Below are 18,262 nucleotides of genomic sequence, written 5' to 3'. Positions count from 1 at the left end.
TTAAATTACATTGCATCCGGTGCTTTAACACCAAGTAAGTTAAGTGACTCTTTAAGGACGATTGAAACAGCTTTGACAAGTGATAAACGGGCAGCCAATTGGTCATCTTCAACCAAAATCTTTGAGTGTGCGTAGTACTTGTTAAATGCCTTTGCCAGTCTTAATGAGTACTTGGCAACTTCTGAAGGTTCAAAGTCTTTGCATGCACTCTCAACAACAGCTGGGAAGTCTTTCAAAGCAGTGATTGTTTCCCAAGCAGTCGGATCGTCAAGCTGTTTGTCGGCACTATGCAAATCAATGTCGCCGGCTTTTCTCAAGATACTTTCTGCACGAGCATGTGAGTATTGAACATAAGGACCGGTTTCACCTTCAAAACGTAATTGGTCTTCAAGAACGAAATCAATGTTATTAGTTCGTTCATTCTTCAAATCACCGAAGATAATGGCACCAACACCGACTTCGTTGGCAACCTCATCCTTGTTTGGCAAGTCAGGGTTCTTTGCTTCGATTTGTTTCTTGGCAAGATCGATAGCGTCATCCAAAACCTTGTCCAACAAAATAATTCGGCCGGAACGAGTTGAAAGCTTCTTACCATTAACGGTAATCAAGCCAAATGGAATATGATGTAAGTTTTCAGCAGATGGGAGACCCATTTCAAGCAAAACAGCTTTTAACTGTTTGAAGTAATAAGTCTGCTCTGCACCAACAACATAGAGGTTCATTGCTGGCTTGTAGGTTCTGTCACGGTAAATGGCAGTCGCAATATCACGGGTGATGTACAAAGTTGCGCCATCACTCTTCAAAATCAAGGCTGGGTTCAAATTGTATTTATCAAGCTTTACAACTTGGGCACCTTGAGATTCAACTAAAAGGCCCTTGTCTTTAAGAATTTGGATACCTTCATCCATTTTGTCGTTATAGAAGGCTTCACCATTGTAAGTGTCAAAGCTGACACCCAACTTCTTGTAAATCTTGTTGAATGATTCCAATGAAACCTTACGGAACCATTTCCAAAGGAAGACTTCTTCTTTGTTGCCGTCTTCAAGCTTCTTGAAGGTTTCACGGGCTTCGTCATCCAGTTCTGGATGAGCCTTATCTTCTTTATGGAACTTAACGTAATACTTAACCAGGTTGTTAATTGGATCTTTTTTAACGTCTTCTTCATTACCCCACTTCTTGTAGGCAACGATCAACTTACCAAATTGAGTACCCCAGTCACCTAAATGATTATCCTTGATTGGATGGTAACCGTTTTTAACCAACAGTTTGGCAATTGAGTTACCAATAACAGTTGATCGTAAATGACCCATTGAAATTGGCTTGGCAATGTTAGGTGATGACATATCGATTGGAACATTACCACCCTTACCATTATCATTTTGGCCGTATGTGGAGTCTTCTTCCAAGACTTCATTCAGGATTTCATTACTGAATGTTCCCTTGTCCAAGAAGAAGTTGATGTAGGCACCCTTTGCTTCGACTTTTTCATAAGATGATTGGTCAATTTTAGCAACCAATTCTTCAGCGATCGCATTTGGTGCTTTATGAAAGACCTTTGCCAAGGTAAATGCTGGAAAGGCCAAGTCACCCATTGCAAGGGTCTTTGGCTTTTCAAGCTTTTCATATACCTCTGCTGATGATAATTCGTCATTTAAGACACTTAAAATTGAGTTCGTAACCTGTGCTTTGTAGTCCATTATGTTCCCTCCATCTATAAATATACAAAAAAACTCTTACAAAATAAACAATTGTAAGAGACGAGTAAACCCGCGGTACCACTCTATTTGATAAAAATATCCGCTCAAAGTATTAAATTAATATTCTAAAAAGCGCGCTTCGCTGACTAAATATTTCGGCTTCCATTACCCCGAAATCGCTGACTATCTAGCAACCAACTACTATTCTTTTATCACTGAATATTTATAACGTCCAATGTGTATAATAACTTGTTAACCCAGTTGGTGTCAACAGTTATTAATCACAACATAGTGCCAATTAACAGCACTAAGCGGGTAACGGGAATCGGACCCGCGACGCAAGCTTGGGAAGCTTGTGTTTTACCACTAAACTATACCCGCATAGCAAAGACAATTATATCATTTTAAATTATCTTTGTCATAAAGATTTGAAATGTGTAAAGAAATCTAGAAAAGATTGATTTTTATGGTAAAAATACTGATACTTAACTTAAGAGGTGATTTGAATGTGGATTATTTTGAACTACAGCTGTTAGGCAATCCTGTTAGTCAATTATATCTGGGGTTTAACCAGATCAATTAAAAAACATGTGATTGACTCAATGATGATTGCCAGGCTGTTCTATTGGGTGATTGTTATCAGCCAAGTTGTCATTGCACTGCGTTCCTTTCACCGTCATCCGTTATTGGTTATCGTTGGTGCTCTGATTACTTTAGGAGTGATTGCACTGACGGAAACAGCTTATGGAAGAAAAGAGGACGTTAATTATAGTCCCAAGCTTCTCTGGCTTCTAATCGTTGCCGTTCCAATTGCCATTTACATCCAAACCTTAGTCAACTATTAAGTTAGTTGGCTATTTATTTTTGTCTCGATTATTTTTAGCCAACTCAATACACTTGTCAGCCAAAACAGTTTGCGCATCAATCACTGGATAATCATGATTGCAGGCTCGTTGTTGGGCAACTGACAACTCGGTACATCCCAAAATGACAATGTCACATTTAAGGTTTTCAACCATTTGAGAAAGGATTAAATGATACAGGCTTTCGTCAACGTAGTTTTTAGCCTTAATGTCATCGTAGATGAGAGACATCGTTTGATCAGCAATCTTCTCCGTGGGCTTAACCAATTCATAGCCGGCGTTAGTGATTTCATTATCATAAATTTTATCGTGCAATGTCCCCTTGGTTGCGATGAGGCCCACCCGTTTTGCATTGGGCGCATAATCCTTGATCGCAGCTACGGTTTCTTTTGGCATGTTCAAAATCGGAATGTCAGTCAGATTCTGTAAATCATCGTAGAAATAATGCGCAGTGTTGCATGGAATCGCAAAGAAGTCTGGATTCAGCGCACTCTGCTGCTGAATATCTTCAGCCAAAGGCGTAAATGGATTTGGCTTCGAATGATCTAAAATGTAATCAGTCCGATCAGGAACAGTTGAATGATTAACCAATATATAATTCAAATACTCCTGGTCATTTGTTGCATGGGTTCGTTCGTTGAGAATATGCACAAAGGTTTCGGTCGCTTCGGTACCCATTCCCCCAATGATTGTAAAGAAATTTTTCACTTAAATCAGTCCTTATTTTTCGACAAAATACCTATTAAAGCTCTTGGCATAATTGTGCATCATCCACTTGTATAATGCAAAGCGTTTGATGTTTTTGTCCTTGGCATACCAGAATGTATCACCATAACGACCTTCGCTGATCATTTCCATGGCCTGCTTCTTGGCATCGTTATCCTTGGCATACTTTTCAAAAATCTTTGGTGTAACCCCTAACCAGAGGAAATACTGGCTTTTATCTTTGTTTGCATAGACAGTCGGCTTGTCCTTCAATGAATCAAACGCATAATCTTGAACAACCCAGTCAGCCAATTTATGTCCGTTCAGAGTGACAAAGAAACTGCTCCGGCCGGTTCTGAGGTTAATTTCAAACAATTTGTAAGAGTTATCCCGATGATCGAATTTAATATCAAAGTTGGCATAACCATGGAAATTAATTTCTTCCAAGAACTTTTGAACCCGATTATAAATATCCTGATTGAAATCGGGAATGATGGCAACATAATTACCAATTGCAGCAGGTGCAGGATCTTCAAGCAATGGATGGCCGAGACACATTAACTTAACTTTATGGTTCTTATCGACATACACGTTCAATGTCCGCATATTACTGTCGTCACCCGGGATAAAGTCTTGAAGAATAAAATCAGACGTATATCCGTTGTCATAACTTTTGGCGACAATATCCTTAAACTCGGCTTCACTCTTAATAATAAAGGCTTTCTTACGACCCTCAAAGTGAATATCCAGCCATTCAACACTGTTGGCAGGCTTGAGGGCAACCGGATAGCCAAATGGCTGTTCAATTGGATCTCCAGACTCGTACATTGCCTTTGAAATGATCTTGGTCTTAGGATATGGCAAATCATATTTGTCACACATCTTGTAAAAGTTCTCTTTATCGTTTAATTTTTTAATCAAATCATAGTCAACGTATGGGCAGATGAAGACATCTTCCAATTCTTTCTTATGCTTTGAAATAAGTTCAGCGTATCCATCCCCACAGCCAATCAAAATCACCGGCTCTTTGTGATCGGCATAACGCTGCTTAATCTTTTTCATGGTATTAATCCAGACAGGATCTTCACTAAAGCCTGGAATTAATTCCAAATCAACGATTCTTGTAAATCTGGTTGGTGCCAACTGGGTTTGGGCAAATGCCTTAACCGGCTTGCCATAAACTTCGTATAGGCTTCTGGCCATCCCATACGCATTAAAATCACTTCCCAATAAAACGGGCGTAAAATCAAGCTTCTCTTTTTCCATTTTTAAAGTCCTTTCACGAGATTTTTAACAATAGCGGCATCGCCTTCGTAAGGCACATTTTTGCCGTTAATCTTTTGATATTCGTCATGCCCTTTGCCGGCAACGACGACCAAATCGCCCTTCTTGCTTTCCGTAACGGCTTTCGTAATCGCTTGTTTACGATCGGCAATGTAGCTGGTAGCGACTTGCGTTGGATCAATATGTTGGGCAATCTCTTCGGCAATCTTTTTAGGATCTTCCGTCGCAGGATCATCAGTTGTTAAATAAGCCTGATCCGCTGACTCGTTAATTGCCTTGCCAAGGCCCTCACGACGATCAATCCCCTTATCACCGGTACTTCCGGTAATTACTGTTACCTTACTCTTGGGTGCTTGGCTCTTAAGAAAGTCGAGTACGGAATGCAGACTGCCATAATTATGGGCATAGTCAACGTAAATGGTTCCATGGTCCTTGGTTTGATAGATTTCCATTCGTCCCGGAACAGTTGTATTGGACAAGCCATATTCAATTTCACTCGGCTTGGCTCCCATCAAAGCACTGGTAATGGCGGCAGCCACTGCGTTGCCTTCGTTATAGTCACCAGGGATTGCAATGTGATAAGCACCGTCAATGTGAAGTTTCTTGGCTTTTTCAGTATTGGCAGTAATTTGAATCTCATTTTCTGTTAATGAATCTTCTATGGAATGATAGAGAAAATCGATTGGATATTCGGTTTCCTGACCTTCACGCTGTCGGCCATAAATGTAAATATTTTCTGGCTGAGTCGTTGCCTTGGCGGTGTAATAGATATCGGTCAGATGGGTGCCGTCAGCGTTAAACACACAGGCATCCGAATTAACCAGCAATTGTTCTTTACAGTGCAGGTAGTCGGCAAAAGTTGGGTGTTCATTTCGACCGATATGATCAGGTGAAATGTTCAGGAAAACCCCGACGTCGTAATGTAAACCGTATACCCGGTTCTTTTTATAGGCTTGTGACGATACTTCCATCACAAGATGACTCATCCCATTTTCAACCGCTTTATGCATGTTGGTAAATAAATCCAATGATTCCGGCGTTGTTAAATTCGATTTAACAACGTCTTTACTTGTTGGTCCGACAACCGTATTGATGGTTGAAGATAAAGCAACTTTTCGATCATAGGTTTGATCCAGAATGGCTTTGGTAAAGTAAGCTGAAGTTGTTTTGCCCTTGGTACCGGTATATGCAATGGTCGGCAATTTATCTTGTGGAAACCCAAAAAATGCCGCACTTACGAGCGACATTGCTTTTTGGATATTCTTAACGATAAAACCTGGAATTTTGGCATTGCTATAAGCCTTTTCAGACATATAAGCAGTGGCACCATGCGTTTGGGCATCATCCAGATAAGCCGGTTTAAAGTTTCCTTTGCAGAAAAACAAACAGTTATCAACTACGAGCTTAGAATTATATGCAATCTGATCAAAATGATGGGTTGAGCTGCTAAATTGACTTTCAATCAATAAATTATGTTCTTTGAGTAATAAGACAACCTCAGCAACAGTAATTTGTGCCAATTTGTGCACCTTCCATTCTCTGCATATTTCTAAATTTGTGTCCGATGAACCAGTTTAATTGTGTCCTCAGTTGTATCTTCTGGGAAGTAAACCTGGTACCAAAGGATAAATGTGTAAATTGTGAAGATCTTTTGCATGTTGGATTTACCTTCAGCATGTTCTTTCAACAATCGATCAAGTTCATGGGTGTTGAAGAACTTTTTACCAGTATCTGAATGGAATGCTTTCACAATCCGTTCGTGATATTTTGGATCATTAATCCAGCTGGCAATTGGTGATGGGAATCCAAGCTTCTCTTTAAGAGCCGTCTTCTTAGGCATCTCTCGCTCAGCAGATGTCCGTAATGCAATTTTGGTTTCGTTTGGCGTAATCCGCGTTTTGACAGGCATCGTTTCGGCAAACTTGGCAACTTCCTTATCAACGAATGGAACCCGAACTTCAAGTGAGTTACACATACTCATTCGATCAGCCTTGTGCAAAATATCAAATGGCAGCCAAGTGTTGATATCAAAGTATTCCATTTGGGTCATTTCATCTTTGCCCTTAACGTCATCAAAGATGTGCTTGGTGTATGCACCAGAATCAACGTTGATTGATGGATCCTTCAACACTTTGTTCCGGTCGTCATAGTTAAAGACGTAGTTAACTCGGTAATAGCGTTCGCTAAGCGGCTGGGCACCACGAACCAGGAACCGTTTCCCATGGAATCGAGGCAAGCGCTTTGCAACGGCTGCCAGGCCCTTACGAACCGGCTTTGGCACGTACTTTTGGTAACGGTCAAACGGAATAGCTTCCAAATAGGTGTTATAGCCACCGAAGAATTCATCGGCACCTTCACCGGATAACGCAACTTTGACATGTTTGGAAGTGTCTTTTGACAAGTAGTACAACTGAATTGCCGCTGGATTTGAAAGTGGCTCATCCATGTAGTACATCATTGTTGGCAGGAAGTTGAAGTAGTCATCCCCGTTCATGTAAATTGGGGTGTTCTTTTGGTTAATCGTCTTGGCAAACTCGGTTGACCAAGCCAACTCACTATATTTGGAGTGATGAAAACCAATTGAAAATGATTGAATTGGCTTTAATTTGGCTGCCTCATTAAGAACGTAGCTGGAATCAATTCCACTGGATAAGAAGCTTCCAACTTCAACATCGGCAATCATATGGGCCTTAACAGAATCATCTACCAGCTTGCCAATCTTATCGGCATCGCCCTTAATGGTTTGACTATTATCAATGTGATCATAATTAAATTTGTAATAACGATGGGTTTCGGTTTTTCCGTTCTTGTGCAGGAAGTATTGTCCAGGCAATAATTTGTAGACATGTTTGAACATTGTTTCTCTGGATGGAATAAACTCAAAGCTCAAATGAATTGGCAATAAGCGGAGATTCAATTCCTTATTAAAGTTTGGATGTTCCAAGAAAGCTTTAATTTCTGATCCCCAAAGGAAAGTATCGCCATCATCGTAGTAATAAAGCGGCTTGATTCCAAAGTGGTCACGGGCACCAAAGACTTCATTTTTCTTCTTGTCGTAGATAACGAAGGCAAACATTCCACGGAGCTTATCCAACAATGCTGGACCCCATTCTTCATATCCATAAACAAGAACTTCTGAATCAACATCCGTCTTAAACTCATAACCCAAATCGCGAAGTTCTTCACGAATTTCTTTGTAATTGTAAATTTCACCATTAAAAGTCAGTACTTTAGTCTGGTCAGCGTTGAACATCGGCTGACGGCCATGTGCCAAGTCAATGATTGAAAGTCGTCGAAAGCCCATTGAAACATTGTCGTCTGAAAAATAAGCTTCGTCGTCGGGGCCACGATGCTTGATCCTATCAGCCATGCTGTTAATGGTACCTTCTGGAACATCTTTTTGGTTAACGTAACCAACAAATCCGCACATATCCTATACCCCTTTTATAAAATCTTCTTGGTTAGTCTTAAAATCAATAACGGTTTATATTTTATCAGATTAACACCCTTGCTACCAGTAGTATAAAACTTTCTTAAAAAACAGCGACTCAACTGAAAATAAAACATTTTCGAATTTTGTTTTACCATTATTTTAAGTTATACTTGTTTTAGAGATACAAATGTATTGAAGGGAGAGATACAAATGGATGAAATCGTATTTTTCAACCCAGGAGATTCAATTGGCAACTTTCATGATCATAACGAGGCGGTAAAGACCGCTCAAATATACAAAGAAAAAGAACATAACAAAAATGTCCTCGTCGTTCATGGCGTCGACAATAAAAACTTTGATATTTTTATGGCGGACGATATTATCAGTCATGATAATGAAAAGAATGCCATTCAGAAGCCATACAAGATTTCTGATAAAATTTAATTGATGAATAAAAAATGGTTCAACGTTACCTTCCCAGATAACGCTGAACCATTTTTTTATTGACTTTAGCCTTTGGTATTAACAACTAAAACCTTGGTTGTTGAATTACGTACAACGAATGCAGTGGTTGAACCAATCAATACCCGGTTGATCGCATCGACACCGGATTTACCAATGACAATCAAATCAACATCATGCTCGTCTGGATATACATGAGCAATGATATTCTTAGGGTTTCCAGTATCAATGGAGCTCTCGTACTTAACGCCTTGTGAATCGGCATATTTCTTTGCTGCATTAATAATGTTCTCAGCAATGTCACGCTGGTCGTCATACATACGAGGCGGCATGCCGGCAGCTCCAGCTCCATAATAGAAATTGGTGTTATTAATAACTGTTACCAAATGAATTGTAGAGTCGAATTGCTTTGCCAACTTGCATGCTTCCTCTAAAGCAAGTTGTGAATTCTTACTTCCGTCCAACGGAACTAAAATGTTTTTATACATACCAATCACCCTTTCATGTAAGCGGAACCATTACTTGTCTACACCACTATAATGCAACGTTTATAATCAAAAAGCAATTAATAAGTTTAGGGATATAATCAAATGATTTTTAGCCGTCAGTGCAGCGATCGTTATCCATCATCAACCCCCTACCGACCCCCGAATTGTGCGGTTTGATATAATGGGGATATTAAAATGAAAAGAGCTGATTCCTATCCCATTCATAACAATCTTAATTGACGCTTTCTGTGTCGGTTTATACCTATTTCAATATTCCTATGGCAATTCCTTTATCTATATTATCGGCATGATTATCCAAGGAATTTTAAGCCTGTTTTTGATAATCGTTTCATTCACCTACAAAGGCAAAAAATATAACAGTGGCTGGAGCTTTAGTATCTATCACACGACCCTTAGATATGACCTGATCGTTTTTTCAGCAATCACCAACTCAGTTATCCTTATTTTGTACGTGATGAATGTATTTGGCATTAACAGCGTGATTTTTTCAAAGTAAGGCACTAAAGCAGGTTTTGATTCAAATAGCGTTATAATTTATGTATAAATATTGCAAGAAAGAAGTGGCATGTATGAGGGGAAACAGAATAACCTTAGGATTATTGAGCGGAATAATCGTTCTTTTGGGAAGTTCAACGATCAGTTCCAAAGCAGCATCATTTAAGCTGCCATCAGTAAAGGGTTCAAATACGGTTGTGGCAAATATCGCATTTAAGCCTCAAAGTGAATCCCAATTGACCGATTACACATATGATACCGTCGATCCGACATCATCGAATTTTCATAAATATCTGACACCGGATCAGGTTGCAGACAAATTTGGTAGAAGTCAGTCAGAAATCAGTGATTTCAGTAACTACCTTGCCAAATATCATTTGAAATCCGCGGTTTATCCCGGAAATTTAGCATTAAAAGTATGGGGTAGCCGAGCCAACCTGATTAAAGCGTTTGATGCCAAAAGCACCAAGATCGGTTCAAAGCAATATCGGACTAAGATAAAGTTTCCTGCCAAGCTATCCGATAAGGTAATCAGTGTGATTGGGGTTTATGCAAAGAAGCCTAAAACAAAAAAGACCAAATCAAGTTTGAACCCATCAATTCCAAAGGCCCCGACATCACCAAATACAGATCTGAGTAAGACCTCGTTTTCTAAAAAGTATGGTGCATTAAAATTCGCCGATCGGTATCAGCTGAATAATTTGTATGCCAAAGGATTAACCGGTCAAGGTCAGCGAATTGGAATTATCACCCTTTCTGATTTCAAAAAAGATGATGTTTTAACATACTTAGATCAAGTTGGCGTTAACGACAATCCCAACCGGATTAACAAAATCTACACAGTTGACGGTCACAAGACCGGTGACCTTATGCTGACACTGGGTGTTAGTGCCCCACAAATGGAAGCAACATTGGACGTTAACCAATCTGCTTCAGTTGCCCCGGATGCCAATATTGATGCTTACGTTGGCCTTTCGCTTGACCAGAAGACCTCCTCAACATCCACTTACTACACAACTTTTATGAAAGCAATTTCCGATAACCGTGATAAACAACTGACAACCAGCTTTGGCCCCAATGTGGAACTACCAAGCAACTGGGAGCAGAATTCAAGTTCCTCAATGTCCGATTATAGTGATGCTTTCAATGTGATGTTGGAGCAGGCTGCCGTTCAAGGAATTACCGTGTTCAAAGCAAGTGGTGACTATGGCCCAAGAGAATTGGCAATGAAAGACTTTAACCATGTCTTTTCAACTTCGCCTTACCAAGTGATTACCGGTGGCACCACCCTTCCGTACACTAAGATTATCGATGGCAAACTCGTCACCGTTAATAAAGAACGGGCCTGGGGTGACACTTACAGCAAGCCGGAATCCAAGCCATCCATATATGCCGGAAGCGGTGGCGGCTTCTCCTTGTTAAACCCAACCCCAAGATATCAATTAGGTGTTCCTGGTGTTAACACATTCAGAGCCATTGAACTTCTTAAATACGTCAAAGGCGGCTTCCTAATCCAAAAGAATCCAAGAATTATCACAGGTACCGCTGGCGGTCGTAACTTACCAGATGTCTCAGCGAATGCTGACAATCTGACTGGTTATGCAACCTACGTATCAGGTAATAATCTTTCGTATGACAAAAAGACCAAGAAGTTAACCAATCATCCAATTAAGTCCTGGAGTGTCAATGGCGGAACAAGTTTCGTCGCCCCACAAATGGCAGCTGCAAATGCTGTCATGAACAGTGGCCGCGATACCCCATTAGGTTTCTGGAATCCACAAATTTATAAGTTTGCTGCCGAAACTGATTCACCATTTACAGTTCTTGATGACGCAGACAATAACAACAACTTATACTACACGGGTCAACCGGGCAAGCTTTACAACCAGGCAACCGGTTTGGGAACCATTAACTTTGACAAACTTTATAACAAGTTTGGATCTGAAAATTCTTCTAATTAGAATGAATGATTAAGATAAATTAGAGCAGTATAAAAGAAGCACCTCAGTCCATTGTTCCTAATGGATTGAGGTGCTTCTTTATTGTGTTATGCCCTCGGCAGGATTCGAACCTGTACTTGATTGCTCAAACAGCGACCTGAACGCTGCGCGTCTGCCAGTTCCGCCACGAGGGCAACAACATATATTATTTTACACTAAAAGTAGTAACTTGAAAAGAAGTTTTGTCGTTTTGATTTAAATACCAGGTACCGACTTGAACTTGGATCCTGTTTCATCATGAGATATCCAATCAGAGCCATCAAAAATGCCCCTGTTAAATCAGCGATCAGATCCGTCATCGTATCCATCAAAGCAGCCCGGCCAACTAATAATCTTCCGGCTTCTTCATATCTTTGAAGGTTGAGGCCGCCTAAACCATCAGCGGTAAATTCGTAAAGTTCCCAGAAAACCCCGCAAGTGGTACCGAAGGCGAATGCAAATAGGCTCATCAAAAATGGCTTATTAGAAACATTGTCTCTTGCACTGAGCAACCCTTGGAAAATAGAAAAGCCCAAGCCAGCAAGCATCATGGCTGATAAGACATGTTCGTACTTATCCCAAAAGGTCACGCCGTAAAATTGAAGACCGGATCCAAGGAAAATCGACATGTATAAGAAAATATAGAAGAAGACCAATTCAATTTGTGGAAAATAAAAGTTTCCCAGCTTCTCAATCAAAAATGGCAGGCTGGCAATCAAGATCCCAATAAAGACTTCCACCAGCAGTAACATTTGACCATGAAATTTTGGCTGACCTTTCATAAACCAATAGCCGTAATAACCAATGTACCCGACCATCGAAACAATTGTGATCCAAAATAACCATGTGCTAAATCTTAATTTACCAATTTTCATACGTCATAATCCCCTTTGTCATCAAATTAATTGTTTACAATTAAATTGACCTCACACGTTTGTCTTGCTTTTAATTGTGAATACATTACAATAATAACATAAAGAATTTGAAATGAATCGACTAGTCCGTGCCGTGCAAAAACGGTGGCGGTCACTTGCAAACATACAGGAGTTAATATTATGCCTAAAACTAAACCAATTCGCTTGGATCAACAACTATGTTTCCAAGTGTACACAGCAAATAAAAAGTTTAATCACTTTTACCAACAAGCCCTTAAACCATTTGATTTAACCTATCCACAGTATATTGCGATGCTGACACTGTGGCAATATGCCCCACTGTCAGTCAAACAATTGGGCGAATACCTCCACTTGGACAGTGGTACTTTAACGCCGTTATTAAAGCGGCTCGAAAGCCACGGTTGGATCACTCGCAGCCGCAGTGAATCCGATGAACGAACAGTGATCATCGAATTGACTGATGACGCTAAGAATAAGCGTGACAATGTTTTTGAACGGGTTAACAGCTGTTTTGACATTTTGGGACTAACCCCTGAAGAAAAGGAAGCCTGCTCTCAGACAATGTCGACAATCGAAACCAAATTAGATTCATATAACGAATCACATCTTTAACATTCAATAAACACATCATCCAAAAACATCGCGATTAGGCGATGCTTTTTTTGTGTCCCATGTTTACAAAGCTCAAAATTTACGGTATTCTACTTGATAGTAGATACCCCCAGTGGTATAAAAAGGAGAATTTGAATGTTATTTTCAAAAGTAAAATCAGTGACAACTAATGAGCTTCAAGACGAACTAAAGCACAATCCGACGGTGATTGATGTTCGAGAAGATTTTGAGTACAAAACCGGTCATATCCCATCAGCAGTCAACATGCCACTATCTAAATTGGCGCAACAAATTAGTGCTCAAGCCAAGCACCAACCATGGTATTTAATCTGCCGGTCCGGCGCCCGAAGCATACGAGCCGCAAAATTACTTGCCAAAGCAGGTTATAATGTCATTAACGTTAAGGGCGGAATGAATGCATGGAACGGCCCGGTTAGAAGATAGGAGGATATCTGATGAAAGTCGTAATTGTTGGTGGCGTCGCAGGCGGAATGTCTGCGGCTACCCGTTTAAGAAGATTGTCCGAAGACACGGAAATTGTTGTACTGGATAAAGGTCCCTACGTTTCCTTTGCAAATTGTGGCTTACCCTACTACCTTTCTGGCGAAATCAGTGATCGTAATGATTTAATTGTTGAAAGTCCGGAACAGTTGAATCAACGGTTTAGAATTGACGTCAGACCAAACACAGAAGTCACTGATATTAACCCCGCAAAGCATCAGGTAACAGTCAACCACGACGGCAGTCAAGACACTCTGGACTATGATAAACTCATCTTATCTCCAGGATCAAAAGCAGTTATCCCAGAGATTACTGGCCTTTCCAAGGCGAACAATGTCTTTACCTTAAGAAACATTCCCGATGTTGATAAGATTATGAATCGTCTTGAAAGCCATCCTGCAACAGCGGCTGTCATTGGCGCCGGATCAATCGGTGTCGAAGCCGTTGAAAATCTGACCAACCGCGGAATCAAAACCACTTTAATTGAGGCGGGTGACCATGTGCTGCCGTTTTTAGATTTTGAAATGGCTGGAATTGTTGAAAAAGAACTGGCCGAACACAAAGTTGACGTTAAGTTAAACACCCGGGTTAAACAAATTAATAATGATCAGTTAACTCTCAGTGATGATACGGTTGTCAGTGCTGATATCGTCATCTTGGCAGTTGGTGTCCGCCCGGATACATCACTCATTCAAAAAGTTGGCATTAAGACCGGTGATCGTGGTGGAATCATTGTCGATGACCATTACCAAACATCTGAGCAAGATATTTACGCTGTTGGCGACGCAATCCTGGTTAAAGATTTGATCACCAACCAACTCGTATCAATCCCCCTGGCATCGCCTGCGAACCGCCAAGGTCGGCAGGTCGCCGATGTCATTATGGGAATCAACAGACGCAATAAAGGCGGCATTGGAACTGCCATTGTTCGCACCTTTGATCTCGGTGCTGCAGCAACTGGATTGAACGCAAAACAGCTTCAATCAACCGGCATCGACTTCATGACCGTTCATACAACGAATTCAAGTCACGCGGGATATTTTCCTGGTGGAACCCCACTTTCGCTGAAAGTCATGTTCGATTCAAAGACCGGCCAATTATACGGTGCCCAGGCAGTTGGAAAAAACAGTGTGGATAAACGGATCGATGTCTTGGCGGTTGCAATCAAATCAAAAATGAAGATTACCAATCTGCCGGAATTTGAACTAAGTTACGCCCCACCTTTTGGTTCAGCCAAAGATCCCGTCAATATGATTGGTTACGCTGGCGAAAATTTGCTTGAGGGATTATCCGAAAATATTCAATTTGATCAAGTAGATGAAGCAGTTAGAAACGGTGATTATCTTATCGACGTCCGAACGCCAGAAGAACTAAGTCGAGACGGCCGACTGCCAAATGCGGTCAATATCCCACTTGATTCGCTCAGAGATCACTTGAACACAATTCCCAAAGACAAGCAAATTATTGTCAGCTGTCGAAGTGGTCAGCGAAGTTATATTGCAGAACGAATTTTGAAAAATGACGGCTTTAACGTTAAGAACTTGGATGGTGCATTCTTAACTTACAGCGCAGCATATCCTGAACGGATTATCCATTAAGGAGGAATACCCATGGCGTGTGATCCGAAAATTACCAACCGCTTGAAACGAACCGAAGGACAAATTCGCGGTATCTTAAAAATGATGGACGACGATAAATCCTGTCAGGAAACCATGGTTCAATTAATGGCTGTGAGATCCAGCCTCGATAAAGTGATGGGCCTCGTGGTTGCCGAAAACATTCGAAAATGTTTGGCTAATAACGGTAAAGTTGATGATGACAAAATTGAGGAAGCTCTCAAAATGATTTACAAATTATAACCAAACAAGACGCATCTTGCCATATACAAAAAAGGGCTGAAACATCTGTAAATGATGTTTCAGCCCTTTCATATTAATAAACGTTTAATCCTAAATGAAGTTACTTTATTCCATTTTAAGCCAGTCCAATAATGTTTGGCCAACCTGATTAAAAATGTGAAGTGTATCCATTCGATGGTTTGAACCAGATGTCAGCAGTCCAACGTCAACCGCTTTATTGTTATATACAACTTTTGCAACATCATGGTCAATTAAATACCCTTCGCCAGTCTTATTGTATACAACAACCTTCTCATTTGATTCATCAAAATTACCTGGCAATTTATAACGAAATTGTTGGTCCTTAAACCATGAAGCAATGGTTGCACCATGGCTCAAAACCGAATCCAGAAGCCTCAAGCTCTCTTCTGCACTGGTGAAATTATCAATGCCAAGGGCCAATGAACGCCCGTCCATCAGATAACGGTTGAGCTTGGTTTGTTCGAAGCCATTACTTTTAAGATAATTTTGAACGTGTTCCATACCAATGAATGAAATCACAACGTTTGTTGCCGAATTGTCAGAATCACTAATCATTAACGCTAACAAATCTCGTAATTTCCAGTCGCGTGGTTGAAGGAGTTGCAGCACCCCAGCACCGCCAACTAATTGATCTTCATGAACAGGAATCATTTGGTCCAATTGAATGTGACTATCTAAAATATCGGCCAATATTGCCAGCTTAATCAAGGAAGCCGATGGAAACGACGCCCTACTTCTGTGTTCAACCAATGTTTGGCCATTCATCCGAATCAGCAAGCCATAATTAAATTGGACATCTGAAAAAATCGGCTCAATTTTATCAGCCAGATCATTTTTCATCGCCAATATCTCCTGAATCCAGCGAACTCTGAGGAAAATTTAGGTTCTGTCAATTTCGCAATATCCACTTTTGCACCAGGTGTTCGGGATTCAATCATTTCACCATTGCCAATATACATGCCAACATGGTGAACATAACCGGTGCCGTGATCATAAGCAAAGTAAACCAGATCGCCAGGTTGAATCTCTTCCGGCGCTAATGGCAGACCGTTTTCCTGTTGGTCATCAGCATCCCGAGGAATATCGAACCCAAGAACTCGGTGAAGTGTGTAAACAAATCCGGAACAGTCAAACCCATATGAGCTTGTGCCACCCCAAAGATATCGCTCTCCAAGAAACTGGCGGGCCATTTGGACCATTGTTTCACCAGCGTTAGCCCCCACAAACGGAAGTGTCGCAGCTGATTTTTCAATAAAGCCCTTTCCAATTGGTGTCTCAACTTCGATGTAATCTCCGTCAATGCCAATTTGAGGTAAAACCGTTCCCAAACTCATCTCCAGAATTGGCTTTTTATCTTCATCAAACAGCTTTGCGGTTCGAACAGCAATTCTGACAATCGAGGTGATTGGTGGATAACTGATCTGACTGTCACTTAATAGTTTTGTCGGTACCCAGCCGGGATAACCTCTTGAGTCAGAATCATCGCGCTGACTTGGGACATACACTTTAGCCCAGTCACCATCAAAGTGGTCAATGATGACCTCATCGTTAAACAATGCTTGGGTTTCCAACAAATCATCGTCTGACAAAGCAATTGAATCCTTGTCACTCATTTGTTCAACCCACTTTTTAACATCGCCATCCAAAGCAGGCTTATCAACCTTCCTTGGTGATTTTTTAGATTTCCAGATAGTTGCAACTGGTACTTTTATACGTCTTGTTTCCATCTGAGCACCTCCATTCGATTTTTGTTTATCATTAATAATTTTTAGTATACATATATTATAGTCCTTTAGCCAGCAAGACGTTGAATTAGGATACAAAATGGATCGCACTGAGTCATTTCAGTACGATCCATTCCTATTCAAATCCTAATCCAGATAACGCTGGAAAAGTAATTTCATTCCGTTTATTGATGATTCCACCCTTCACAGGGTTGTCGGTAAACATCATCGAGGCATCCAGATCAACATATTTAATGTTGCGTTTAGCCGCGGCCAAATGTGCTGCCGCAGTCACTGAAACCGACGACTCAATCATGCTGCCAACCATGCATGGAATGCGGGCAGCCTCTGCCAACGTGTTGATTTTTAAGGCGTTGTCAATGCCACCGGCCTTCATCAACTTAAGGTTGATAATATCGCAGCCACCCATTGCGATAATCCTTGCGGCATCCGCAACGGAAAAGATACTTTCATCAGCCATAATCATGGTTGTTGTGTGGTGAGTCACATATGCCATGCCCTCAAAATCCACTGCCTTAACTGGCTGTTCAACCAATTGAATATTGAGATTCAAATCCTGCATTCGATTAATCACCGCAACAGCTTGTTTCGGGTGCCAGCCTTGATTGGCATCCAGGCGAATCTTTATTTCAGGCCCAACAGCCCCTCTGATGGCAACAATTTTGTCAAGATCGGCTTGCTCGGAATCATCGCCAACTTTAATTTTCAAAGTTGTGAAGCCTTTGGCGATGAGATCCTTTGCCTGATTAATCATGTCATCAATTGATCCGACACTCACAGTATAATCTGTCGTGATCTTATCAGAATGGCCGCCCAGCAGCTGGTAAAGCGGAACCCCGTATGATTGGGCCAGTAAATCGTTAACGGCAATATTCAAAGCCGCTTTGGGACTGGAGTTATGAACCATCGACTCTTCAATTGTGGACTTAATATCTTCAGAATCCGCAAGTCTTTTCCCAATAATCTTGCGACCGATAATATGACCAACAGCCTCTTCAATACTCGGCAGTGTATCACCGGTAATAACCGGAGTCGGTGCAGCTTCACCATAACCGATCCGACCATTACTGTCAGTCACCTTGACGATTAATGTTTGAGCCGTCGTCACTGTCCTTAAAGCCGTTTTAAACGGCCTCTTTAGAGGAACCGCGGCTTCCTTGAAATCAATGTGCTTAATAACGGGTTCCAATCAACGTCACTC

Annotated in this window: 17 protein-coding genes and 2 tRNA genes; 7 read left to right on the top strand and 12 right to left on the bottom strand. The window is 40.9% G+C overall.

From position 1 onward, the window contains the following. Nucleotides 1-5: 5 nt before the first annotated feature. The gene (argS, locus tag LKE01_RS03680; protein WP_056981205.1) at nt 6-1,697 is read right to left on the bottom strand and encodes an arginine--tRNA ligase; all 1,692 of its coding nucleotides are present in this window, start codon (nt 1,695-1,697) and stop codon (nt 6-8) included. 310 nt (nt 1,698-2,007) lie between these two features. Then, nucleotides 2,008-2,078 (bottom strand) — tRNA-Gly (locus LKE01_RS03675). 158 nt (nt 2,079-2,236) lie between these two features. On the opposite strand from LKE01_RS03675, the gene LKE01_RS03670 reads away from it, so the two are divergent. Next, on the top strand, nt 2,237-2,542 hold the full coding sequence (locus LKE01_RS03670; protein WP_225364655.1) for a YisL family protein: 306 nt from the start codon (nt 2,237-2,239) through the stop codon (nt 2,540-2,542). Nucleotides 2,543-2,551: 9 nt separating this feature from the next. On the opposite strand, the gene LKE01_RS03665 is transcribed toward LKE01_RS03670, so the two are convergent. The 4 genes from LKE01_RS03665 to asnB are packed head-to-tail and all read right to left on the bottom strand — an operon-like array spanning nt 2,552 to nt 7,979. Beyond that, a complete protein-coding gene (locus tag LKE01_RS03665) occupies nt 2,552-3,268 on the bottom strand; it encodes an aspartate/glutamate racemase family protein (RefSeq protein WP_056981202.1) in 717 nt (238 codons plus the stop codon). 12 nt (nt 3,269-3,280) lie between these two features. After that, the gene (locus LKE01_RS03660) at nt 3,281-4,531 is read right to left on the bottom strand and encodes a carboxylate--amine ligase (RefSeq protein ID WP_056981200.1); all 1,251 of its coding nucleotides are present in this window, start codon (nt 4,529-4,531) and stop codon (nt 3,281-3,283) included. 2 nt (nt 4,532-4,533) lie between these two features. After that, on the bottom strand, nt 4,534-6,069 hold the full coding sequence (locus tag LKE01_RS03655) for a UDP-N-acetylmuramoyl-L-alanyl-D-glutamate--2,6-diaminopimelate ligase (RefSeq protein ID WP_056981198.1): 1,536 nt from the start codon (nt 6,067-6,069) through the stop codon (nt 4,534-4,536). A gap of 29 nt (nt 6,070-6,098) precedes the next feature. After that, nucleotides 6,099-7,979, bottom strand: a complete 1,881-nt coding sequence (gene asnB, locus LKE01_RS03650) for an asparagine synthase (glutamine-hydrolyzing) (protein ID WP_054768949.1) — start codon at nt 7,977-7,979, stop codon at nt 6,099-6,101. Nucleotides 7,980-8,192: 213 nt separating this feature from the next. On the opposite strand from asnB, the gene LKE01_RS03645 reads away from it, so the two are divergent. Beyond that, entirely contained in the window at nt 8,193-8,426 is a 234-nt protein-coding gene (locus LKE01_RS03645; protein WP_054768948.1) for a hypothetical protein, read from the top strand. 65 nt (nt 8,427-8,491) lie between these two features. Here the strand turns inward: LKE01_RS03645 and LKE01_RS03640 are convergent, their stop codons facing one another. After that, nucleotides 8,492-8,932, bottom strand: coding sequence for a universal stress protein (locus LKE01_RS03640; protein ID WP_054768947.1), 441 nt, complete (start codon nt 8,930-8,932; stop codon nt 8,492-8,494). A gap of 590 nt (nt 8,933-9,522) precedes the next feature. Here LKE01_RS03640 and LKE01_RS03635 point away from each other — a divergent pair. After that, a complete protein-coding gene (locus LKE01_RS03635; RefSeq protein WP_056981196.1) occupies nt 9,523-11,409 on the top strand; it encodes a S53 family peptidase in 1,887 nt (628 codons plus the stop codon). 89 nt (nt 11,410-11,498) lie between these two features. Here the strand turns inward: LKE01_RS03635 and LKE01_RS03630 are convergent. Next, a tRNA-Leu gene (locus tag LKE01_RS03630) sits at nt 11,499-11,582 on the bottom strand. 21 nt (nt 11,583-11,603) lie between these two features. After that, entirely contained in the window at nt 11,604-12,302 is a 699-nt protein-coding gene (locus LKE01_RS03625; protein WP_056981194.1) for a DUF2238 domain-containing protein, read from the bottom strand. 180 nt (nt 12,303-12,482) lie between these two features. On the opposite strand from LKE01_RS03625, the gene LKE01_RS03620 reads away from it, so the two are divergent. The 4 genes from LKE01_RS03620 (at nt 12,483) to LKE01_RS03605 (ending at nt 15,295) form a co-directional block, all read left to right on the top strand. Beyond that, nucleotides 12,483-12,935 carry a MarR family winged helix-turn-helix transcriptional regulator gene (locus LKE01_RS03620; RefSeq protein WP_056981192.1) on the top strand — a complete coding sequence of 151 codons (453 nt, stop codon included), beginning with the start codon at nt 12,483-12,485 and terminating at the stop codon, nt 12,933-12,935. 135 nt (nt 12,936-13,070) lie between these two features. Further along, nucleotides 13,071-13,379 (top strand): rhodanese-like domain-containing protein, encoded by a 309-nt coding sequence (locus LKE01_RS03615; protein WP_054768946.1) that lies wholly within the window; start codon nt 13,071-13,073, stop codon nt 13,377-13,379. 11 nt (nt 13,380-13,390) lie between these two features. Further along, nucleotides 13,391-15,034, top strand: a complete 1,644-nt coding sequence (locus tag LKE01_RS03610; protein ID WP_056981190.1) for an FAD-dependent oxidoreductase — start codon at nt 13,391-13,393, stop codon at nt 15,032-15,034. Nucleotides 15,035-15,046: 12 nt separating this feature from the next. Continuing rightward, nucleotides 15,047-15,295, top strand: a complete 249-nt coding sequence (locus LKE01_RS03605) for a metal-sensitive transcriptional regulator (protein ID WP_054768945.1) — start codon at nt 15,047-15,049, stop codon at nt 15,293-15,295. A gap of 105 nt (nt 15,296-15,400) precedes the next feature. On the opposite strand, the gene LKE01_RS03600 is transcribed toward LKE01_RS03605, so the two are convergent. The 3 genes from LKE01_RS03600 to LKE01_RS03590 form a co-directional block, all read right to left on the bottom strand. After that, entirely contained in the window at nt 15,401-16,156 is a 756-nt protein-coding gene (locus tag LKE01_RS03600; RefSeq protein ID WP_056981189.1) for a serine hydrolase, read from the bottom strand. Beyond that, nucleotides 16,153-17,043, bottom strand: coding sequence for a C40 family peptidase (locus LKE01_RS03595; RefSeq protein ID WP_056981187.1), 891 nt, complete (start codon nt 17,041-17,043; stop codon nt 16,153-16,155). The genes LKE01_RS03600 and LKE01_RS03595 overlap by 4 nt, the downstream gene beginning before the upstream one ends. A gap of 133 nt (nt 17,044-17,176) precedes the next feature. Continuing rightward, the gene (locus tag LKE01_RS03590) at nt 17,177-18,250 is read right to left on the bottom strand and encodes a dipeptide epimerase (protein ID WP_056981185.1); all 1,074 of its coding nucleotides are present in this window, start codon (nt 18,248-18,250) and stop codon (nt 17,177-17,179) included. Nucleotides 18,251-18,262 lie beyond the last annotated feature (12 nt).

Source organism: Lentilactobacillus kefiri (genome assembly GCF_007989105.1).
Lineage (GTDB): Bacteria > Bacillota > Bacilli > Lactobacillales > Lactobacillaceae > Lentilactobacillus > Lentilactobacillus kefiri.
This window is presented reverse-complemented; position numbering and strand designations above follow the sequence as displayed.